Origin of the sequence: Corynebacterium gallinarum (assembly GCF_014837045.1) — a bacterium.
In the GTDB taxonomy this organism is placed as follows: Bacteria; Actinomycetota; Actinomycetes; order Mycobacteriales; family Mycobacteriaceae; genus Corynebacterium; species Corynebacterium gallinarum.
In genome coordinates, this window is sequence record NZ_JACSPR010000014.1 from 19,818 (window position 1) to 41,782 (window position 21,965).

Below are 21,965 nucleotides of genomic sequence, written 5' to 3' on the forward strand. Positions count from 1 at the left end.
TGTCCTATATATAGAGGTATAGGGGAGAAAAATTGAGGGGGGAATCCGGTCCCACTGACTTCCCCATCACTGCAGTAGTCAAAAGAGTCTGTGGGTCACATCCCAGGATGATCTCATGGCAGGAAAAGTCGGCCCGGGAAAATGCCCCTGATCTTCATCGTGCCAGAGAAGGGCCGCGCATCTCGCGAGTGCGGCAGTATCCCTAAAAGTTACCCCCCGAGACTATAAGTTCGTGTAACTTAACTTTTATGAAGCTCCGTGGCGCCCGAGCCGAGCTGAACAAAGCGGCGTAAGAGGCACCGGGTGATCCCGGGTCGAGGCGACAGTCCCTGCCCTGGCTGCTGGGCCCGGCCTTCATGGCTGCGGTGGCCTATGTGGACCCGGGTAACGTCGCGGCGAATATCACCGCCGGGGCGCAGTACGGGTACCTGCTGGTGTGGGTGCTGGTGGTCGCCAATGTCATGGCGATGCTCGTGCAGTACCTCTCAGCCAAGCTCGGGTTGGTCACCGGTCATTCCCTGCCGGAGTTGCTGGGGCAACGGCTACCCCGGGGACGACGCTGGGCATTCTGGGTACAGGCGGAGACGGTGGCCGCGGCCACGGACCTGGCCGAGGTGATCGGCGGGGCGATCGCCCTCCACATTCTCTTCGGCCTCCCCTTGTTGGTGGGGGCCTGCTCATCGGACTGGTATCGATGCTGCTGCTGGCCGTCCAATCCAGGCACGGTCAGCGCCCCTTCGAGTTCGTCATAGTAGGTTTGCTGGTAATCATCACCGCCGGCTTCCTCACGGGCATGTTCATCGGCACTGTTTCCTGGAGGGAGGCATGGGCCGGGGTTGTTCCGCGCTTTGAGGGAACCCCGACGGTGGTGTTGGCCGCGAGCATGCTCGGGGCCACGGTGATGCCCCATGCCATCTATGCCCACTCCTCCCTCGCCCGAGACCGCCACGGTGACACCATCGCGCCCGAGGCATTGCCGCGTCTGCTCCGTGTCACCCGGTGGGATGTTCTCCTGTCGCTGCTGGTGGCCGGGTCGGTCAATATCGCGATGCTGTTGTTGGCTGCCGGCAACTTGAACGGCATTCCTGGCACCGACAGCATCGAAGGGGCCCACGCGGTGATCACCGACACGCTGGGCCCGGTGGTCGGGGTGGCCTTCGGTGTTGGTTTGCTGGCTTCCGGGCTGGCGTCCACCTCGGTGGGCTGCTACGCCGGATCCACGATCGTGGGCGGATTGTTGCACCGGCAGATCCCGCAGGTGGTGCGGCGAGCGGTCACCCTGATCCCGGCCTTGGCTGTGATCGCCATCGGTGTGGAGCCGACGTGGGCGCTGGTGCTCTCCCAGGTGGTCCTGAGTTTGGGCATCCCCTTCGCCCTGATCCCGCTGGTGGTGCTGAACAGTGATCGAACCCTCATGGGTGGCTTCGCTATCCGGGTTCCGCTGCGGGTGGCGTCCTGGGTGGTGGTCGCGTTGATTGTGTCGCTGAACCTCGCCTTGATCGGACTGCTGGTCACCGGTCGGGGCTGACCGGCTGTGGTCTTCGGTAGCGTGAGTCCATGGACCTGAATGAGATCACGCCGGTAGCCCAGGACTACCTCAAGGTGATCTGGGCGGCCACCGAGTGGGGAGGCCCACCCATCACCGCCACGGCCTTGGCGGCACGGATGGGCACGACCACACCCAACGTCTCGGATACGGTCAAGCGGCTGGCGGCCCAGGGACTGGTGGAGTATCAACCTTACAAACCGGTCATGCTTACCGAGCAGGGCGAGAAGTACGCCATCGCGATGGTACGCAGGCACCGACTACTCGAGACCTTCCTCGCCACCACCCTGGGCTACCCGTGGGAGGAGGTCCACGACGAGGCCGAACGGCTCGAACACGCCGCCTCAGAAACCATGATCGAGCGTATCGACGCTTTCCTCGGGAACCCCGCCACCGATCCACACGGTGACCCCATCCCCACCGCCACCGGGTATGTCTCCCGTCCCGTCGATGCCACCCGGCTCACCCACGTTGTTCCGGGTGACTACGTAATCATCCGCATCTCTGATGCTGACTCAAGCCAGTTAGCCGGCTTTAGGAGGCAGGAAATAGTTCCGGGCGCCATAGTGAACGTCGCTGGCGCGGACCCACGCCAAGACAGAGTTCTCCTCAAAGGCGCTGATGGGAAAGAGGTCATCCTCACCACGGAGCAAGCCAATGCCATTTGGGTAGCGCCCTCCCCCGGCCTCCGGGGCAGCACTTCCTTGTAGCTGGTAGGGGGGGGATATCGGCCGCACCACTCTTTGCATCTAGCGTGATTGTTTTCTGAAGTCCTGCGCCCAAGGCGCCCGTTTGCGATGCGTGACGTTCGGAGCTGATGCACATATTTCCTGGCCCATCCTCCGGGGGCGGGCAAGGATTGTTCAGTGTCTGCTGTATAGTTAAGTGCATGCTGACTATTGCTTCCTGTCTCGATGTGATGAACCGGTTAGGCCGTGCCATGGCCGATCCCACCCGGTCCCGGATCCTGTTGTCCCTGCTGGAGGCGCCCGGCTATCCCGCGCAACTGGCTCGGGAGCTGGAACTGACGCGCCCGAATGTGTCGAACCATCTCGCCTGCCTACGCGACTGCGGCATCATCGTTGCCGAACCGGAGGGCCGGCAGACTCGCTACGAAATCGTCGACGCCCACCTCGCCCAGGCGCTCAACGCGTTGCTGGACGTCACGCTCGCGGTGGATGAGCACGCTCCCTGTCTCGACTCGGGCTGTGACGTGCCCGGTTGTGTCACCGGGCAGGAGGGCATGTGATGGTCTCCGGCTTGCTGTCGGCGATTGGCCTGTTCCTCGCCACGAACATTGACGACATCATCGTGCTTTCGCTGTTCTTCGCCCGCGGTGCGGGACAAAAGGGGACCACAGCCCGGATCCTGGTCGGCCAGTACCTCGGATTCGTCGGCATCCTCGGCGCCGCCGTCCTGGTGACCCTGGGGGCGGAAGCCTTCCTGCCCGAGCAGGCCATCCCATACTTCGGGCTCATCCCCCTGCTCCTCGGCTTATGGGCGGCCTGGCAGGCCTGGCGGAGCGATGATGACGACGATGACGCCGGGAAGGTCGCCGGGAAGAAGGTGGGTATCCTGACCGTCGCCGGGGTGACGTTTGCCAACGGCGGCGACAATATCGGCGTCTACGTCCCCGTCTTCCTCAATGTGGGAACCGCCACGGTCATCACCTACTGCGTCGTCTTCCTCGTCCTGGTGGCAGTTTTGGTCCTGCTGGCAAAATTCGTTGCCACCCGTCCGCCCATCGCCGAGGTCCTCGAACGCTGGGAACATGTACTGTTCCCCATCGTTTTGATCGGCCTGGGTATTTTCATCCTCGTCGGCGGCGGTGCTTTCGGTCTCTAGGTGTACTTCCTCGGGAGGTTGTAAACGGTGTGAGCAGATAAGCAGATAAAGGAAGTCCCCGGTAGTGGTGTAGGTAACCACACGAACAACCACACCGGAGGCTTCCATGACACACCGTAACGCGCCGATGACCCCGACCGGTAGGGCCAGGATGATTGAACTGGTCATCACCCACGGATGGACCCAGCGCAGGGTTGCAGAACGGTTCCAGGTCTCCCCGGCCACCGTCAACCGCTGGGTACAACGCGCCCGCAACGGTGAGCATCTCGGCGACCGTTCCAGTCGGCCCCACACCTGTGCCCACCGGCTGCCACAGCGTAGTGAACGCCGGATCATCAAGCTGCGGTTCACCCGTCAGTGGGGACCCCACCGCATCGGCTACCACCTGGGCATTGCCCGTTCCACCGTCGGCCGGGTCCTGGCCCGCTACGCGATGCCCAAGCTGTCATGTATCGACCAGGCCACCGGACTGCCGGTACGAAAGAACCCGGCAGTGCGCTACGAACGCGACGCCCCTGGGGATCTGGTGCATGTCGACATCAAAAAGCTCGGGATGATCCCCGACGGCGGTGGATGGCAGATCCACGGACGTGGTTCTGCCCAGGACCGGAAGGCGGGGGTCGCCCGGCAGAGGAGAACCCGGGCAGGGGCACCGTCCGGACGGGGATACTCGTACCTGCATCACGGTCGTGGATGACCACTCCCGGGCGGTGTATTCAGAGATCCTCACCGATGAGAAGAAGGAGACCGCGGCCGGGTTCTGGAAACGGGCCGAGGCATTCTTCGCACGTCAGGGGATCACCGTACGTGGGGTGATGACCGATAACGGGGCCTGCTACCGCTCGCATGCCTTCGCCGCGGCACTGGGAGACGACGTCAGACACATCTACACCAGGCCGTATCGTCCGCAGACCAACGGCAAGGTGGAACGGTTTAACCGCACGCTGATGCAGGAGTGGGCTTACGCGCACCCCTATCTCAGCGAACAGGCCCGGCAGGCAACGTATGAGAAGTTCATCCACGAGTACAACTACCATCGGGCCCATACCGCTATCGGAGGGCTAACTCCCATGCAACGCGTTCACAACGTCACAGGGAAGTACACCTAGGGGATTGATCATTAAATGTATGCAGCATGGTTGATTCTCGGCCTCGAAGGCCGCGAATCGCCACGCCACCCCTCCCATTGCCGATGGTCATTGCCTGGGGCAAGCGCGCGGCGTGATGATGGGATCGAAGGGCAGGCGGGATTGTCGGCCCCTCGGAAGTAGGCCACGATGATCGACCGTGTTGAGATAGCAGATGGATACTGGCGAGCCTATGCCGAACTGGAGGACGTCCTCGCGCGGGCCGGGGATGCCGAGCTGCGCAGCCATAGCGTGGGGACCCGGTGGACCAACGAGGAATTGCTATTTCACATGGTCTTCGGCTACTTGGTGGTCCGCCGACTACTACCTCTAGTCAAGTTCTTCGGCTATCTGCCGCCCTCGCTGAGCGAGGTGTGCGCGCGTCTGCTCAATTCCAGCACCCGCCCCTTCGGCTGGGTCAACTACTGGGGATCTCGGGCTGCGGCCCGGGTCTACCACCGTCACCGCATGGCCCGGAAACTCCGGTGGCTCACCACCGCCCTGGCCACCAGTCTGGAGAAGGAATCCGAGCACTCCCTGGCACGTGAGATGGCGTTTCCGACCCGGTGGGATCCGTTCTTTGCCCCGGCGATGACGGTGGCGGACGTCTATGCCTATCCGACTCGGCACTTTGATTTCCACGCCCGGCAACTGAGTCTGCCCTTCGAGCGGGGAAACGCGGAGGAATAGGAAATCCTCACTCCAAGGACCCTCGCCGCCAGTGACCGGCCGGGGACTGTGAACAGCCCCGAAATATAGTGCTAAGCAGGTCAAAAAGGGCGGACAAGCCGTCGCCGTGGGGTCCCACTCTGGCAGTGAGTGATCAACAGACCTCTTCGTGATGGACGTGGCCGTCCTGCTCGATCTGGATAGTCGAGTGCTCAATGCCGAAGTCTTGCAACCGAGTTTGAGCGGCGGCCAGAATCCCTCCGTCGGAGACGTTCATATCGTCGACGACCAGGTGGCAGGTGGCAAGCGGCTTCGTGCCGTCGGTGCTCCAGATGTGCAGGTCGTGCACGGCCGTGACCCCGGGCAGGCCGACCAAGGCGGCTTCTACCTCGCGGGTATCGACACCCCGGGGGGTGTGGTTCATCAGGACCGAGAGGGACTCGGCCAGCAGGCGCAGTGCTCGCGGCAGCACCAGGGCGGCAATGAACAGGGAGGCGATGGTGTCGGCAGCTAGCCAACCGGTGAAGTGGATGATCAGGCCGGCGATGATCACGGCAACCGAACCGACCAGGTCGGAGAGCACATGCAGGTACGCCCCGCGCATATTGAGGCTCTCATGCTGACGGCGCATGAGAATCAGGGCGGAGATCAAGTTAGCGAGCAAACCGACCACCGCCACGACGAGCATCATGCCCGTGTCGATCGATTCGTGGCCGCCGATCCGGCCAACCGCGCGGATGACGATCCAGACCGAGACCGCGGAGACCACCGCAGCATTGACCAGTGCGGCGAGCACCTCGACGCGTCGGTAACCGTAGGTGGCCCGAGGGGTGGCGGCACGACGGCCGATGAGGAGGGCCACCAGGGCAATAAGCAGCCCCGTGGAATCCGAGAGCATATGCATCGCATCGGACAGCAAGGCCAACGAACCGGAAAGGAGGCCGCCGATCACCTGCGCCAGGAAGATGGTGGCGGTCAGGGCGAAGGTGACCGCCAGGGCGGTGAGGGATCCGTTCGAGGCAGTACGGTGGCCGGGGTCATGGTCGTGTTGGTGCTCGCTCATGCCTGTAGCCTAACGGGGAAAACCTCTTATTGAAAGCTTATTAAAAATCCTTGAGGGTATCCCATTCCGCACCCTCCGTATAGACATCGAGCGGGCCGCAACGTGGGTGCGGAAGGCTGCGGTTAGAACCGCTCGTGCCGGCGGTTGGTGAATTTCCGGGAGTGGTTCGGCTGGCTGTCGCCGTAACGGTCGTGCAACATGCGTGCACGGGCACCAGAGGATGCGGAAGTAGTGGCTTGGGCATGGGCGAGACCCTGGGTGTCATTTTCCGGGTGAATGGTGCGGAGGGCGCCCACCGGGTCGGAATCTGTCTCTTCGTCCTGAGAGTCCCCGGTCTGCTGCGAGGATGCGGATCCGTCGGCCAGCTCGGCCTCCTCGCGGCGCACACGGCGGCGTTCCTTCAGCTCCGCCCAGATAAAATACCCCAGGCCGAGCGGGGCCATGATGCCGAAGGCGATCCACTGGAAGGCGTAAGACAGGTGCGAACCGCGGTCGAGCATGGGCACCGGGATGGCGTTGATCTCCCCGGCCTGCCCCTCGGCCAGCTGCACATAGTCCTCCGCCAGGTCCATGCCGATCACCTCGGAAATCTGCGCGGTGTTGATGCCGTAGACCTGGCGGTAGCCCTGGTCCTCGATCGGGGGGGACATCGGTGTCTGCTCGGTGAATCGGGCGTGGCCGACGATGGACTGCTCACCGGCTGGCGCAGTATCCATCGGTGGGACACCGCCCTCAAGCGGCGGGTTGAAACCCCGGTTGACCAGGATGATCTCACCGGAGTTCAGCTGGAAGGGAGTCAAGGCATGGAAGGCAGGGGAGGAGTCGACCGGACGGTTGCGCATCAGCACCTCATCCTCGGACAGGTAGTGGCCCTGAAGGATCACCCGGGCCCATTCCTCCCCGGGCTCGATACTGCCCTGGGCGTCAAAGATCTCCTCGGCGGGGACGAGCTCGACCTCGAAGGCGGCTTCGATCTGCTCGTTGCGCTCGACGATAGTGCTATCCCTGCTCAGCTGCCACGGCGCCAGAAAGGTAAAGGCGACGTAGGAGAAAGCGATGATGGCAAGGACACCGAACACCCAGCCGGGCCGGAGGAAGGTCCGCCAGCCCTTCTTCTGCGGGGCCCGACCGTACCTGCGTTCATGTGTGCTGCTCACAGCCATGAAGTCTACTGCCCCGTCCGGTGGAAAGTACATCCTGTCGCAGGGTGCTCATGGGGAAAGCACTACGAGACCCGGGACCTTCCGTACGCATCCTCGTCGGCGGTGACCGTGGTCGCCTCGACGGGCTTCAGGTCAAGATGCTGGGTGCGGGCGGCCCGCAGGCCGTTGGCGATGACGATGACCTCGGCCACCTCGTGGACCAAGACAACCGCAGCTAGTCCCAACACACCAGTGATCGCCAGCGGCAACAGGACGATGATGATCGCCAGGGACAGCACAATGTTCTGGTTGATGATCGCCCGGCCCCGGCGGGCGTGGCGCAGAGCCCTGGGGATCAGGCGCAGGTCATCGCCGGTAAACGCCACATCCGCAGACTCGATCGCCGCATCCGAGCCCTTGGCACCCATGGCGATACCGATATCGGCTCGGGCCAGGGCGGGCGCGTCGTTGATGCCGTCACCGATCATCGCCACCGGGCCGCGGGTCCCCAGTCCGGCCACGGCGGTGGCCTTGTCCTCCGGGCGTAGCTCGGCCCGCACGTCCGTGATGCCGGTCTCCCGGGCCAGCGCAGCGGCGGTGCGGCTGTTGTCGCCGGTGAGCATGGTGACCCCGAAACCCTCATCGGTGAGCGTCCGGATGACCTCGGGGACCTCGGGGCGGAGTTCATCGCGCACCCCGATCGCCCCCACGGGCTGGCCATCGCGGTGGATGACGACCACGGTCATGCCTTGTTTTTCCAGGTCCTCGACCTGACCGGCCAAGGGGCCGGGGGACAGCCAGCGGGGGCTGCCCACGGCGATCTGCGCTCCGTCAATAAGTCCGGTGATGCCCTGCCCGGCGGCTTCGTCGACCTGCTGGGCGGCCGGGGCCTGCGGTGTAGCGGCGGTAATGGCGGCAGCCAACGGGTGGGTGCTGTGAGCCTCCAGCGCCGCGGCCCAACCGAGGACATCCGCCCGGGTGGCTCCACCAGTGGTGAGCACATCTACGACGGTGGGCCGGTTGCGGGTCAGGGTGCCGGTCTTGTCCAGGGCCAGATGCCGGATACCACCGAGGTGCTCGAAGGCGGCGCCGGACTTGATGACCACCCCGAACTTGCTGGCCGCCCCGATCGCAGAGACGACCGTGACCGGCACCGAGATCGCCAGCGCACACGGCGACGCCGCGACCAGCACGACCAGGGCACGCTCAATCCATACGCCCGGATCCCCCAGCCAGGACCCGATGACGGCGACGAGGATGGCGAGGATGAGGACACCGGGCACCAGGGGACGGGCCAGGCGGTCGGCGATCCGGGCCCGTTGGCCCTTATCGTGCTGGGCCTGTTCCACCAGGGCGACCACGGTGGTCAGGGAATTGTCCGTCCCGCCGGCGGTGGCCTCGACCTCGAGAGCCCCGGTGGTGTTGATCGACCCGGCCAGCACCGCATCACCGGGGCCGACTTCGACGGGGATGGATTCCCCGGTGATCGCCGAAACATCCAGGCTGCTGTGCCCGGACCGGATGATCCCGTCGGTGGCCAAGCGTTCCCCGGCCGCCAGGCGCAACACGTCCCCGGGGACCAGCTCCTCGACCGCCACACTGCGGGTCACCCCGTGGGAGATGATGGTCGCGGTCGAGGGGATCAGAGCAAGCAGGGACCGCAGGCCCGAGCGGGCCTTGTCCATCGCCTTATCTTCCAGCGCCTCTGCGATGGAGTAGAGGAAGGCCAGGGCGGCGGCCTCCTCGATGAACCCGAGCAGGACGGCACCGGTGGCGCTGATCGTCATCAGCAACCCGATACCCAGTTTTCCCCGGGTAAACAACCCCTTCAGCGCCCCAGGAACGAACTGGGAGGCACCCAACAACAGGGAGGCCCAGAATAAGACGAGGGCGATCATCCCGGCATTGGGGACGAACCACTCAAGGATCAGACCAACCAGCAACGATACACCGGAGGCCACAGGAAGGAGGATAGCCCGATCACGCCACCAGGGCGTGTGCTCCTCTTCTCTGGCCATCGGTGCAGATGGTTCACAACCACAGGCAGACGTCATGACTGCTGGCCTCCTTCTGTATCGCAACAGCCGGCGACCGGACAGGCAGGGTCTAGGCAGGGGGCATCCTCATCAACGGCGAGGGTGATCTCTACCAGGGCATTGAGCGCGCGGGCCAGGTGTGCGTCGACGATCTCGTAGCGGGTACGCCGCCCCTCCGGCTCGGCGACTACAATCCCGCAGTCGCGTAGACAGGCCAGGTGGTTGGAGACATTCGTCCGGGTCAACCCCAGCGTTTCGGCCAGTTGGGCCGGATACCCGGGGGATTCGAGTAGGGACAACAGGATCCGGGACCGGGTGGGATCGGCCATGGCACGGCCCAGGCGATTCATCACATCAAGACGAGAAGCAATAGTCAGCATGCACTGACTATACAGTGGGGACTGATTAGTCTGCAATTGTCCCTAGGGTGGTCGCCCCTGGATGTCCGACGAACGTCAGGTGGGAGGTGGGGTCCTGAAACCGCGTCAGCCTGGAGGGAGATTGACCCGCGGCATGGCACACCGGCGCTCAGGATGTAGCGGGAGTCTTCTGCTCCCTAACGCCTGTCACGGCTCCGGACAGCCAGCACGATGGCCCCGGCGATGACGCCGAAGAGGGCCAACCCCGCGAGGGTCAGGACTATCGGATTACTGACTATGGAGGTGTCCCCCTCGGCGGTGTTCTCGACAGCTGTGGTCTCCTCCACAGGCTTGGCGTCGGCGCCCGTGGGGGTGGCGGTCGTTTGGGCGTCACCGGCGACGGTGAAAGTGGTCGCGCTGCGGGTGGCGTGGCCGTCGGAGGAGAGGATCTGGAAGCCGACGGTGTAGTCACCTGGCCCGCCGCTGACATCCGCAGGTAGATCAAGGGTCACCAGTCGGCCGTCGATGGTCGGCTCACCACTGAACAGGAGATCACCGGAGTCCTGGTCGGTGATGGCCACGGTGCTGAAACCCTCCTGGGGCAGCCCGGAGAATTCCAGCTCGATGCTGCGCGGAAATTCTTCGACCACGTCACCGTCCGCGGGATTGCCGCCGATCACGGAGTCATGCGCGAGGGCAACCGGGGTGGCTACGACGGTCAGGGCACCGACCGCCGCAGCAGTAGCCAGCACACGACGAGGGAGCATGGGGGAGATGAGCACGAAAGTCCTCCTGGACCGGGCCGGTTTTTCAACCGGATGTGAGCGACTAAGACACCTGCCTGCGGGAGGTACCAAGACACTAGTCGGAACAGGCGGGAGGAAAGTTCCCGGCCACGGCGCCTTCACCGGGTGTTGTTCTTCCCAGGTCGGTGCACCCCTGCAGGGTGCGAACCGGGGAAGAGACCGGTCCCTGGGTAATGTACAAGAACACCCGCAGGCCCCATTAGGGTGAACCTCACGCCCGCTTCCGAGCACACCATGAGAGCGGAGGCGGCATGGACGGCGAAATGGACACAGATGACCCACCCGGTAAATGACACCCCCACTGCCACGGATACGACCACAGGGACGACCCCCACCATCGGGAGCCGGCCTCAGGAGCGGGTGCGCCCCACGTGGCCGTTGTACCTGCTCTTTTTCGCCGTCGCCGGTGCCATCGGCGGGACGGTTGCCTACAGCTTCCTCGGTGAATCCCTCGCGGCCCTGGGGATCCCCAACCCGGGCATCGCGACCACCTTCGGGTTGCCGTTTTTCCGTGCGGTCGGTTGGATGCTCGCTGCCCTGTCGGCCGGTTCTTTCCTGTTCGCTGCTTTCCTCATCTCCCCACGGTTGCCCGGCGGTGATCACGACCGCCTGCACCAGGCCTCGTTGAGTGTGGACGGGCACCTGGCCTCGCGTACCGGTGCGGTCGCGGCCATCTGCTTCGGACTGATCGCGTTGTTGATGATCCCGCTGGTGCTCTCAGATGTCTCCGGCACCCCCCTGGCCCAGACACTGGGCGTGGAGACCCTGACGGTGGCCGTCGAGCAGGTGGCCATGGCCCAGGTGTGGCTGATCGTCGCGCTTATTGCCCTGGTCACCGGTGGTACGGGCCTGATGAGCCGGGCGTGGATCACCCAACCACTGTTGCTCCTCGGGTCAATCCTCATGATCATCCCCCTGGGCCTGACAGGGCATTCCTCCTCGGGCGGTAACCACGACCACGGCACCAACTCCTACCTGTGGCACCTGGTCTTCTTAGTCCTGTGGGTCGGCGGACTCATGGCCCTGCTCGCCCACGGGCGTCGCCTGGGACCTGACCTGGATATTGCGCTGCGCCGCTACTCGACAATCGCCCTGGTCTCCATCATCGTCATGGCCGTGTCCGGGCTGGTCAACGCCGCCATCCGCATCGAGCTGACGGATCTGTTGACCACCCGGTACGGGTTAATCATCGTGGCCAAGACCATCGGCGTGATCATCCTCGGTGTCTTCGGGTGGATCCACCGGGCGTGGGTCATTCCGCAGGTGCAGGCCAACCCCGCTGATCGCCGACTGTTCCGCCAGGTCGCCATCGTCGAGGTGCTTGTCATGGCGGCGGTCACCGGTATCGCCATCACCATGGGGCGCACCCCGCCGCCCCCACCGCGCATCCCGAACCTCTCGCAGATGGTCACCAAGCTCGGCTACGAGCTGTCCGAGAAGCCCACCATCCTCAACGTGTGGGGCATGTGGCGCTTTGACCTGCTGTTTGGTGCCCTCGCCCTGCTGCTGGCCGTCGGCTATCTGGCCGCTGTGTGGCGCACCCGCCAGGCAGGTCACACCTGGTCGAGTACCCCCACCGCCTGGTGGTTGGCCGGATGTGTGACCCTGCTGGTGACGATGAGTTCCGGGATCGGGCTGAATATGCCCGCGGTCTTCTCGGTGCACATGGTCGGTCACATCATCTTGTCGCTGGTCATCCCCATCTTCCTGGTGATGGGTGCCCCGCTGACCCTGCTGATGACCGCCTTCGCCCCGGGGGCCCCGGGTAGGCCGAATATCCACGACTGGGTGCGCGCCTTCACCCGCAGCCGGTTGGTGGGGGTGATCACCCATCCGGTGGTCAACACCCTGCAGTTCCTGGTGTTCTTCTACGTCATGTACCTGTTCATCCCGCTTTATGAGCTGCTGATCTCCAAGTACGCGGGGCAGCTGATCATGAACGCCGTGCTCCTGGTCTCCGGTTGCTTCTACGTCTGGGGGATGCTCGGACCCGACCCGATCCCGCGCCGGCGCCCGGCCACCATCCGCCTGGGGTGGCTGGTTGCCTCCCTGCCTGTCCACCTGCTCGTCGGGGTCTATCTCCTGCGCCTGGACACGATTCTGGGCGAGGAGTTCTACCGCTCCCTGCTCCTGCCCTGGGAGCTCGATCTGCTCGCCGACCAACGCACCGCCGTCCTGGCCTGGGCCACAGGTGTGGTCCCACTGGCCGTCGTCGCCCTCCTGCTCATCGGCCAATGGCCGGGCACGGTCGGGAAAACCACGGGCAACGAGGAAAAGACCACCACCGGTAGCAACGCCGAGAACGAAAACCACACCGCATTCCTCGGCCCCACCGCGGACGGTAAGACCCCCACGTCCGACCACGGCACCCGGACAACCGACCAGCCTTAACCACCCCGGTCTCACCGCCGGCCCCTCACGGGGCCAGCGAGGAACTGGTCGCGTGACCTCCTCCCGGGCTCCCGCGGCCATGGCCCATGCCTCGACGAGCTCAGCGACAAGCCCGAGACAGGCCTTTCCCCTGGTGATCCCGCCCGCCCATCACAGACCCCTCTCCGACTAGGAGCCGAGGAAACTATGAAATAGATCACTAAATGGACTCCGGAGGTGACTTCGGTGGGGATGAGAGGTTAACGTCACCTCCATCAGGTAACGGAACAGTCACAATTTCGTCTCTAACGAGTACAACGGTGAGATCGAGTGTGGCGGGACAACGGACAACGACGGAAGAAGATTCATGCTCCTGAAGGCCCAGCGATCAGCCGGAGGAAAACACCGCAAGATCCCCACCTCGCAAACCAAGAGCCGCGTAGCCTTGGTGGCCGTGGCCACGGGAGCGGTCTCGTCCGCGGGTATCGGGGGTGCCGCCGCCGCCACGCTGCAGACCCAGGCTGAAGCCTCGATCTCCCCGCAGGACACTGTCGGTGGCGTGCAGTTGGCCACCAATGACACCGCGCTGCCCCCGGACACGACGGAGACGGCCCCGCAGATCCTGACGATCTCAGAGTATAAGCCGGTAACCAATATCAACGAGCAGTTGGACAAGGCGGTTGAGTACGCCGCCGAGCGCACCGAGGCCGCCCGCGCTGAGGCCGCACGTCTGGAAGCAGAACGCATTGAGGCAGAACGCCTGGCCAACGCCTCATCCGTGGTCAAACCCACTGAAGGCACCTTCACCTCCGGTTTCGGTATGCGCTGGGGCAGCCTCCACGCAGGACTAGACATCGCCAACGTCGTGGGCACCCCAATTCTTGCGGCCATGGGCGGCACCGTCATTGACTCCGGTCCGGCTTCCGGTTTCGGCCAGTGGATCCGCATCCAGCACGATGACGGCTCCATTGCCGTCTACGGCCACATGGAAACCCTCGATGTCAGCGTGGGTGAGCAGGTCACCGCCGGCCAGAAGATCGCCGGCATGGGCAACCGAGGTTTCTCCACCGGTTCCCACCTGCATTTTGAGCTCTACCCGACCGGCAGCGGCGCCGTCGACCCCGCCCCCTGGTTCGCCCAGCACGGCATCACCTTCTAACCTTCCCCCCCCACCCGGGAGAAAACCCGGTCCTGACCCTCAGGCCAGCGCCTGTGGTCCGGATGTAAACATGCTCCCGGTCATCTCACACTCCTCCGCCGAGGGCACCGAGGAGTAGTACAGGGGATTGTGTACTGTCTACGATTATGAGCACGGTGACCGTCACTCACACCTCGGCGTTGTCCCGGGTAGGCCATGCCCTGTCCGATGACACCCGGACCGGGATCCTGTTGGCCCTGCGCCACGGGCCCGCCCGACCCTCGGACCTGGCCCGGCAGTTGGATGTCTCCAAACAGGTGATGTCGAATCAGTTGGCCTGTCTGCGCGGATGCGGGCTGGTGGCCTCCACCCCGGAGGGGCGCCACGTCTGGTATTCCCTGGCTGACCCCCAACTGGGTCACGCCCTCGGTGAGTTACTGGAGTTGGTGGTCACCATCGATCCGGCCTGTTGTTCGCCGGACGGATGCACCTGCTCATGACCGCCTCGGTCCTGGAGGACTTCGTCGCCACCGTGCCGGGTCCCCCGGGGCCCACGGCCTGGACATCCCTTAATTTCCACCAGCGATAGAACGGACCCTTCGTGAGCACCCCCACCAACCGCACCACCTCCACCCGGCCCTCCGGGAATTGGAGAAAAGCCCAGATCATTGTCTGGGCGTTATTGGCAATCGTCGTCATCGCCGGGATCGTCGCCTTTTTCCTCGGCCGATCCGACTCCGCTTCTGCGCCCGCCCCGGAAACCGTGACCAGTGATGCGGGGCAGGTGGTCCGGGACAACAGTCGGGTGCTGTCCCAGGCGCCGAACGAGAAGGCCGTGCTGGTGGAGTTCCTCGACTTCGAGTGTGAGGCCTGCCGGGCGGCTTACCCCTTCGTGGAGGAACTTCGTGCGGAGTACTCCGACACCGTCACCTTCGTCAACCGTTACTTCCCGCTGCCGGGTCACCGCAACTCCATGCCCGCTGCCGTGGCTGTGGAGGCTGCCGCCCAGCAGGGCCAGTACGAAGCGATGTACCAGCGGATGTTTGAGACCCAGTCTGAGTGGGGTGAGTCCGCCGAGGACAACAGTGCGGTCTTCCGCGGCTTCGCCGAGGACCTGGGTCTAGACATGGCCGCCTTTGACGCCGCTGTGGCCGATCCGGCCACCGAGGAACGGGTCCGACTCGATGTGGCTGACGGCACGGCCCTGGGTGTGCGCGGCACCCCGACCTTCTTTCTCGACGGTCAGCTCCTGACCCCGGACTCCCTGGAGCAGTTCCGGGCCGAGGTCGACGCGGCCGCCGCCGACTAATCCGAATCCATGATGCACCCAGCCCCCGCCGACGACAATGAGGTTCTTGTGACCGAGACGAACGACGACACCTTCCTGCCGGTCTTTGCCCGCCAGCGTCCTTTCTCCCTCATCCTGCTGGTCACCGGCGTGATCGGCTGGGTGGCCTCCGGTATCCTGGTGCTTGAACGCCTGGCCCTCTACGAGGACGCCGAGCATGTCACCACCTGTGACATCAACGCCCTGGTCTCCTGCGGAAAAGTGATGGGCACCTGGCAGTCCGAACTCTTCGGCTTCCCCAACCCGTTGATCGGCATCGTCGCCTTCGCCGTGGTCATCACCACCGCGATGGCCATGCTGTCGCGGGCACGCTTCTCCGACTGGTACTGGGGAGGTTTGCAGGCGGGTGTGACCGTGGGCCTGCTGTTCATCATCTGGCTGTGGTACCAGGCGCTGTTCGTCATCCATATTTTGTGCCTGTACTGCATGGTGGTGTGGGCGATGATGGTCCCGCTGTTTATCCTGCTCACAGTACGCAACCTCGCCCACGGCCTCTTCCCCGCCTCCTCTGCTGTGGTGCGGTTTGCCTCCCAGTGGGCAGGCACCCTGATCGCCGTGGTGTACGTCGCTGTGGCGGCCTCGGTGTTTTTCAGCTTCTACTCCGATTTCACCACCCTTTGACGCTCATGCACTGTGGTTTTTCACGCCTCTACCGACAGCCCGGGGCTCGCGCAGCTGCCTGTCGGCAGCACTGACGATCCCCACCAGCAGACCCGGTGACGGTGGTGTCGCCTGAGCCCTGGGGCTTTGTCCAGTGTTGGACGAGCAGCTGCTGGGCCTCGTCCTGGCTGAGTTCATTGATGACCTCCGGGGATAGACGAAGATCCTGTTCCAGGGCCTGAAGCAGCCACGGCGGCAAGGTGGAGGTCGGGAAGGTGCTGTTGCAAAGTTGGGGCAGTAGGAAGAGCGACGTGAAATAATCACAGCCATGGGTATCTTCTCGGGTCGTCATTTCCCCCGTGACATCATTCTGTGGGCAGTGCGCAGGTCACTGCCGCTACGGGGTGAGCTGACCTAAGATCTGGAGGAAATGATGACTTCAGCGGGGCGTGCCGGTTGATCACACCACGATTCTCACCGCTGGGTCCAGAAATACGGCCCTGAGTTGGACAAGCAAACACGGTGGTACCGGCAGGTACCTGATTGGCAGGCCAGTTCCTGGCGGGTGGATGAGACCTATATCCGGGTCGGCGGCAGGTGGTGCTATCTCTGATCTGGCGGTCACCGCTGGTGGGCATACCCTGGATTTTTACCTCTCTCCGAAGCGGAACGTGGCCGCAGCGAAGCGTTTCCTGGCCAAGGCCCTCAGATCCAATGCGTCAGCCGGGTCCCCGCGGGTGATTAATACAGATAAGGCACCCTCCCTAGCCAGGGCAATCGCCGAGTTGAAGTCAGAGGGAATCTGCCCGCCAACAGTGGAACACCGGCAGGTGAAATACCTCAACAACATCCTGGAAGGCGACCATGGTCGGCTGAAGCGGATCCTCGGGCCGAAAGGCGCGTTTAAGAACCGGACATCTGCATATCGGACGTTGAAAGGGATGGAAGCGATGCACTCGATTCACGGAAAGGGCAAGGCACGATGTTTGACCTCACGGGCAACCGAACCCGGACGCGGTGATCGTCAACCAGGTCTTCGAGACGGCCTGAGAACGCCCACACGCAGCGGCCATCAGGGAATGAGAAACTGAGTCTTCGCGGCTCTCCCCCCAACTTTGCAACAGCACCGGCCAAAGCGGCGTCGATGGCTTCGGTGAGCTTGTCGACGTCCAGGTCATCGGTGGGGTTGGGGTGGGTGGTGACCATGGCGGTGGTGGTCATAGATCCTCCTGAGATCGCATCGATCGGGCGTGGCCCCGAGGCTAACCATTCTCGTTCAGGGTGGACGCCTGGGAGCCGGATCTTCATCAAAACTTCACACAGTCCGCTTCAGCAGAAGGGCCGTCAGGGCCGTGGCATGTTCGCAGGGGTGCACCCCTTGAACTGCGAAAAAGAAGAGGTCTAACGGCAGCGGGGTGCTTGTTTCTTCCCTAGACGCCAGGACCATGTGTTCGCGGGGTGGTGAGGACTCACCGGCTACAGTCAATCAGGTTCACAACCAGGTCCCCTTAACAGCTGTGCTACCGAGGGGACTCGACTAAGGAGGCCACACCATGACCAGCCATACATCTTTCTCCGCCTCCGATCGTGTGCGTCGCGGCCTGGCGGACCAGTTCAAGGGCGGCGTCATCATGGACGTCGTCACCCCCGAGCAGGCGAAGATCGCCGAGGACGCCGGAGCCACCGCCGTCATGGCGCTCAAGCGGGTGCCGGCCGACATCCGCGCCCAGGGCGGGGTCTCCCGCATGTCCGACCCGGACATGATCGACGGCATCATCGCCACCGTGTCGATCCCGGTCATGGCGAAGGTCCGCATCGGCCACTTCGTCGAGGCCCAGGTGCTCCAGTCCCTCGGCGTCGATTTCATCGACGAGTCCGAGGTGCTCACCCCGGCCGACTACACCCACCACATCGACAAGTTCGCCTTCGACGTGCCCTTCGTCTGTGGCGCCACCAACCTCGGTGAGGCCCTGCGCCGCATCAACGAGGGTGCGGCGATGATCCGCTCCAAGGGGGAGGCCGGCACCGGTGACGTCTCCAACGCCGTCACCCACATCCGCACCATCCGCGCGGAGACCAACCGCCTGACCTCCATGGCCGAGGACGAGCTCTTCGTCGCCGCCAAGGAGCTGCAGGCCCCCTACGAACTGGTCGTCGAGGTCGCCCGCGAAGGGAAGCTGCCGGTGCCGCTGTTCACCGCCGGCGGCATCGCCACCCCGGCGGATGCCGCCATGATGATGCAGCTGGGTGCTGACGGCGTGTTCGTCGGCTCCGGCATCTTCAAGTCCGGCAATCCGGAGCAGCGTGCCCGCGCCATCGTCAGGGCCACCCAGAACTACGAGGACCCGGCCATCGTCGCCGATGTCTCCCGTGGTCTGGGCGAGGCCATGGTGGGCATCAACGTCGACGACATCCCGGTCCCGCACCGCCTCTCCGAACGCGGCTGGTAGCCCCACCTAACTTGCATCGAAAACTGAGCCTTACAACCCGCCTGCCCGACGGACAGGCGGGTTTCGGCTACCTGCGAAGGAATGCGGGTTGAATTGTTCTGTCTCGGTAACTCCGGACGCCTATATGTGTGATGAGCGGTCGTGGCGAGTAGCTCGTTCGCCTGGTTCGGTTGCCATTGTGGTTAGGAGCGGGCGAAACGGGCGATGGCATCGGTGACTTCCTGAAATTTCGCGTCTGCAGCCTCGCCTCCCGACTGGGCGGCATCGCGCACGCAGTGCCTCATGTGGTCATCGAGCAGGCCCAGGGCGACGTTGCGCAGGGCGGAGTTGACCGCGGAGACCTGGGTGAGGATGTCGATGCAGTACTGCTCCTCGTCGACCATGCGGTGTATTCCCCGGACCTGTCCTTCGATGCGCTTGAGTCGGGCAAGGTAGCGGTCCTTGTCGTTGATGTAGCCGTGGGTGGGGTAGCAGGTGCCCGCCGCGTCGTCGGTGGGAACGGTCTGATTAGGGGTGAGGGCATCCATGGTGGTTTCCTTGCTAAAAAGGGGTGGGCCGGGACGTGGTGAGCTCCAGGTCACCACGCCCCGTTTACGTTATCCTGCTGGATGGTCGGTTGATATCAGCCTGCGTGGGCGTGCTGGACGGGGTGGGCGTCAAACTTTGGTCTGCAGCCGGGGCAGCAGAGCCAGTAACGCTGGCCTTCATAGTCCCGGTAAAGGCCCTTGGTTTCTGCGGCGGCCTTGACGAGGAGGGTGCCGACCATGACGGGGCTTTCGGCCGTCTCGCCGGTAGTGTTCTCTGCGTTTGTTGGGGTGGTAGTCAGGGTCAGGACCTCCGGGGTGGATTCTTGGAGGTTCTTAGAGTGGCCGCAGCCGCAGGAGGAGTCAGACATGGGTGAGCGTCCTTATGAGTAGGGGGCGTGGATTAGGCGTTGACCGGCTGCCTAGTGGCCGACTCAGTCGTGGTCGGTGCGGGGGCTGTCGCACCGTGACTAGACGTGAAACCGCGCAACCGCAGGGAATTGGACACGACGAACACGGAGGAAAACGCCATCGCGATACCGGCGAGAATGGGGTTGAGCAGGCCGATGGCGGCAACCGGAATCAGGGCGACGTTGTAGGCGAAGGCCCAGAACAGGTTGCCCTTGATGGTGCCGAGTGTGCGACGTGACAGCCGGATCGCGTCGACCGCGGAGCGCAGGTCGCTGTTCATCAGGGTGATGTCCGATGCCTCGATGGCTACATCTGTGCCTGCCCCCATGGCCAGGCCCAGGTCAGCCTGGGCGAGTGCGGCGGCGTCGTTGATGCCGTCGCCGACCATGGCGACGTTCTTGCCCTGCTTCTGCAGCCTCTCGATGACTCGGACCTTGTCCTCCGGCATGACCTCGGCGATGACCTGGGCCGGGTCGATGCCGACCTCGGCGGCTACCGCCTTCGCGGCGCCGGCGTTGTCACCGGTGAGCAGCATCGGGGTCAGGCCCAGCTCCTTCAGGCCGGCCACCGCGGCGGCGGAGGTCGGTTTGGCGGTGTCCCGCACGGTGATCACCCCGGCGTTGCGGCCGTTGATCTGAACGACTACCGGGGTGCCACCCAGGGTTTGGGCGTGAGTGAAGGCGTCCTGCAGGGGTCCGGTCAGTTCACCGGCGGGGCGTCCGACGGTCACGCTGTGGCCTTCCACCCTGCCGGTGACTCCCCGGCCGGCGGTGTTGGCGAAGTCGGTCACCTCGGGCAGGGTTTGGGTGCGTCCGCCTTCCCGGGCGATGGCTTGGGCGATGGGGTGTTCGGAGGCGAACTCGACGGCGGCGGCCTTGGTCAGAACATCGTTACGGTCAAATCCGTCGGCAACGGTGACGCCCGTGACAGACATGACGCCGGTGGTCACGGTGCCGGTCTTGTCCATGACAATGGTGTCCACCTTCTTGGTCGACTCCAGCACCTCGGGGCCCTTGATCAGCAGACCCAGCTCGGCACCACGGCCCGTACCCACCAGCAGGGCGGTCGGGGTGGCCAGACCCAGGGCACACGGGCAGGCGATGATCAGCACCGCGACCGCGGCGGTGAAGGCCGTCGCCAGTCCGGCGTCGAGGAGGAAGACGTGGGTCAACAGCGTGAGGATCGAGATGACGATGACCACGGGCACGAAGACCGCAGAGATCCGGTCGACCAGGCGCTGCACCGGGGCCTTCTTCGCCTGGGCCTCGGTGACTAGCTTGGCCATCTGCGACAGCGTGGTGTCGGCACCGGTGCGGGTGACCTCCACCAGCAACCGCCCTGAAGTATTCAGGGTGGCACCGGTGACCTTGGAACCTGCGGTGACCTCCACCGGCACGGACTCACCGGTGAGCATGGATTCATCCACGGCCGAGGAGCCCTCAGTGACACGACCGTCGGTGGCAATCTTCTCACCTGGGCGGACGACGAAGACATCACCAATCTTGAGCTGGCCCACCGGGACGCGGACCTCCGCGCCGTCGCGGATGACCGCGGCGTCCTTGGCACCCATGTCGAGTAGCTTGCGCAGCGCCGCGGAGGACTGGCCCTTGGCCTTGGTCTCAAACCAGCGACCCAGCAGCAGGAAGGAGATCACCACTGCCGCGGTCTCCAGATAGATCTCGTCCATGGTGGAGTTTGTCGGCAGCAGGTGAATCTCCATCGTCATGCCAGGATGGCCGGCATTACCGATGAACAGGGCCCACAACGACCACAGGTAGGCCGCCCCTGTGCCGAGCGTGATGAGCGTGTCCATGGTGGTCGCGCCGTGGCGCAGGTTAACCAGGGTGGCCCGGTGGAAGGGGGCACCGCCCCAGAAAAACACCGGGGTGGTCATGGTAAGGACAGCCCACTGCCAGTTGGTGAACTGCAATGCGGGAATCATGCTCAGCAGGACGATTGGCACCGTGAGCAGTGCGGAGATGATCAGGCGATTCTTCAGGTCAGCGGCCTCATGCTCGCGGGCGGTGTCGACCTGACTCCGGGCACCGCTGGAACCTGAAGCCACTGTCGCGGCGTCGTCCGTACTGTCGCCGCTATCGTCCGTGGCACCTGACATGGTGAAGGCACCGTAACCGGTGGCCTTAACGGTCTCGATGAGGTTGTCAGGGTCGACTTTCGCCGGGTCATAGCGCACGGAGGCCGATTCGGTGGCGAAGTTGACGGTCGCCTCCACACCGTCAAGCTTGTTGAGTTTGCGTTCCACCCGCGACGAACACGAGGTGCACGTCATGCCGGTCACGCCGAGGTCGACCTGGAGCAGGTCGACCGCTGGTTGAGTCTGGGTCATCACTTATCAGTCCTCAGGGAGAGTGCATCGGTAATTATTGTCCGGTGCGGGCGGCAATCCCCGCCTTCCATAACCCTAACCATATACCCCTTGGGGGTATAAAGCAAGGGTGGGTGATGTCCGCGAATCTGTGGATGAAAACGGGCCCGGCCCCGCTGTGACGCAGTGCGGCGGCCGGGCCCTG

At 64.1% G+C, this 21,965-nt stretch carries 18 protein-coding genes and 3 pseudogenes; 13 read left to right on the forward strand and 8 right to left on the reverse strand.

The features are described from left to right. The first annotated feature begins 356 nt into the window (after positions 1-356). The 6 genes and pseudogenes from H9627_RS13465 (at position 357) to H9627_RS13490 (ending at position 5,208) form a co-directional block, all read left to right on the forward strand. Positions 357-1,528 (forward strand): annotated as a pseudogene (locus H9627_RS13465) (Nramp family divalent metal transporter). Positions 1,529-1,557: 29 nt separating this feature from the next. Beyond that, positions 1,558-2,256 (forward strand): metal-dependent transcriptional regulator, encoded by a 699-nt coding sequence (locus H9627_RS13470; RefSeq protein WP_191734547.1) that lies wholly within the window; start codon positions 1,558-1,560, stop codon positions 2,254-2,256. A 179-nt stretch (positions 2,257-2,435) separates the two neighbouring features. Next, entirely contained in the window at positions 2,436-2,795 is a 360-nt protein-coding gene (cmtR, locus tag H9627_RS13475) for a Cd(II)/Pb(II)-sensing metalloregulatory transcriptional regulator CmtR (protein WP_003860192.1), read from the forward strand. Beyond that, entirely contained in the window at positions 2,795-3,391 is a 597-nt protein-coding gene (locus H9627_RS13480) for a cadmium resistance transporter (protein WP_099299367.1), read from the forward strand. Before cmtR (H9627_RS13475) ends, H9627_RS13480 begins: the two co-directional genes overlap by 1 nt. A 106-nt stretch (positions 3,392-3,497) precedes the next feature. Continuing rightward, positions 3,498-4,500, forward strand: a pseudogene (locus H9627_RS13485) (IS481 family transposase). A gap of 168 nt (positions 4,501-4,668) precedes the next feature. Continuing rightward, positions 4,669-5,208, forward strand: coding sequence for a DinB family protein (locus H9627_RS13490; protein WP_191734548.1), 540 nt, complete (start codon positions 4,669-4,671; stop codon positions 5,206-5,208). A gap of 133 nt (positions 5,209-5,341) precedes the next feature. Here H9627_RS13490 and H9627_RS13495 read toward each other — a convergent pair whose 3' ends face one another. The 5 genes from H9627_RS13495 to H9627_RS13515 form a co-directional block, all read right to left on the reverse strand. Further along, on the reverse strand, positions 5,342-6,250 hold the full coding sequence (locus H9627_RS13495) for a cation diffusion facilitator family transporter (RefSeq protein ID WP_191734549.1): 909 nt from the start codon (positions 6,248-6,250) through the stop codon (positions 5,342-5,344). 122 nt (positions 6,251-6,372) lie between these two features. Beyond that, positions 6,373-7,413, reverse strand: a complete 1,041-nt coding sequence (locus H9627_RS13500) for an SURF1 family cytochrome oxidase biogenesis protein (protein ID WP_191734550.1) — start codon at positions 7,411-7,413, stop codon at positions 6,373-6,375. Between the two features lie 62 nt (positions 7,414-7,475). Then, positions 7,476-9,446: a heavy metal translocating P-type ATPase gene (locus tag H9627_RS13505; protein ID WP_191734551.1), complete on the reverse strand. Its 1,971-nt coding sequence runs from the start codon at positions 9,444-9,446 to the stop codon at positions 7,476-7,478. Then, positions 9,443-9,808, reverse strand: coding sequence for a Cd(II)/Pb(II)-sensing metalloregulatory transcriptional regulator CmtR (cmtR, locus tag H9627_RS13510; protein WP_011896442.1), 366 nt, complete (start codon positions 9,806-9,808; stop codon positions 9,443-9,445). Before cmtR (H9627_RS13510) ends, H9627_RS13505 begins: the two co-directional genes overlap by 4 nt. Before the next feature lie 176 nt (positions 9,809-9,984). Beyond that, a complete protein-coding gene (locus tag H9627_RS13515; RefSeq protein ID WP_191734552.1) occupies positions 9,985-10,569 on the reverse strand; it encodes a copper resistance CopC family protein in 585 nt (194 codons plus the stop codon). A 258-nt stretch (positions 10,570-10,827) separates the two neighbouring features. Here H9627_RS13515 and H9627_RS13520 point away from each other — a divergent pair, with 258 nt between their 5' ends. The 7 genes and pseudogenes from H9627_RS13520 (at position 10,828) to pdxS (ending at position 18,499) form a co-directional block, all read left to right on the forward strand. Beyond that, positions 10,828-12,984 (forward strand): bifunctional copper resistance protein CopD/cytochrome c oxidase assembly protein, encoded by a 2,157-nt coding sequence (locus H9627_RS13520; protein WP_191734574.1) that lies wholly within the window; start codon positions 10,828-10,830, stop codon positions 12,982-12,984. Between the two features lie 346 nt (positions 12,985-13,330). Next, a complete protein-coding gene (locus H9627_RS13525) occupies positions 13,331-14,122 on the forward strand; it encodes a M23 family metallopeptidase (RefSeq protein WP_018297431.1) in 792 nt (263 codons plus the stop codon). 146 nt (positions 14,123-14,268) lie between these two features. Then, on the forward strand, positions 14,269-14,601 hold the full coding sequence (locus tag H9627_RS13530; protein ID WP_191734553.1) for an ArsR/SmtB family transcription factor: 333 nt from the start codon (positions 14,269-14,271) through the stop codon (positions 14,599-14,601). 101 nt (positions 14,602-14,702) lie between these two features. Beyond that, on the forward strand, positions 14,703-15,410 hold the full coding sequence (locus tag H9627_RS13535; protein ID WP_015453104.1) for a DsbA family protein: 708 nt from the start codon (positions 14,703-14,705) through the stop codon (positions 15,408-15,410). A gap of 9 nt (positions 15,411-15,419) precedes the next feature. Next, positions 15,420-16,070, forward strand: a complete 651-nt coding sequence (locus H9627_RS13540; RefSeq protein WP_191734554.1) for a vitamin K epoxide reductase family protein — start codon at positions 15,420-15,422, stop codon at positions 16,068-16,070. Positions 16,071-16,377: 307 nt separating this feature from the next. After that, positions 16,378-17,099: pseudogene (locus H9627_RS13545) on the forward strand (IS6 family transposase). 503 nt (positions 17,100-17,602) lie between these two features. Beyond that, the gene (gene pdxS / locus H9627_RS13550; RefSeq protein ID WP_191734555.1) at positions 17,603-18,499 is read left to right on the forward strand and encodes a pyridoxal 5'-phosphate synthase lyase subunit PdxS; all 897 of its coding nucleotides are present in this window, start codon (positions 17,603-17,605) and stop codon (positions 18,497-18,499) included. A 182-nt stretch (positions 18,500-18,681) separates the two neighbouring features. Here the strand turns inward: pdxS and H9627_RS13555 are convergent, their stop codons facing one another. The 3 genes from H9627_RS13555 to H9627_RS13565 form a co-directional block, all read right to left on the reverse strand. Further along, positions 18,682-19,026 (reverse strand): metal-sensitive transcriptional regulator, encoded by a 345-nt coding sequence (locus tag H9627_RS13555; protein WP_225213877.1) that lies wholly within the window; start codon positions 19,024-19,026, stop codon positions 18,682-18,684. A gap of 95 nt (positions 19,027-19,121) precedes the next feature. Continuing rightward, the gene (locus H9627_RS13560; RefSeq protein WP_191734556.1) at positions 19,122-19,394 is read right to left on the reverse strand and encodes a hypothetical protein; all 273 of its coding nucleotides are present in this window, start codon (positions 19,392-19,394) and stop codon (positions 19,122-19,124) included. Between the two features lie 32 nt (positions 19,395-19,426). Beyond that, positions 19,427-21,781 carry a heavy metal translocating P-type ATPase gene (locus H9627_RS13565; RefSeq protein WP_191734557.1) on the reverse strand — a complete coding sequence of 785 codons (2,355 nt, stop codon included), beginning with the start codon at positions 21,779-21,781 and terminating at the stop codon, positions 19,427-19,429. Positions 21,782-21,965: the final 184 nt, after the last annotated feature.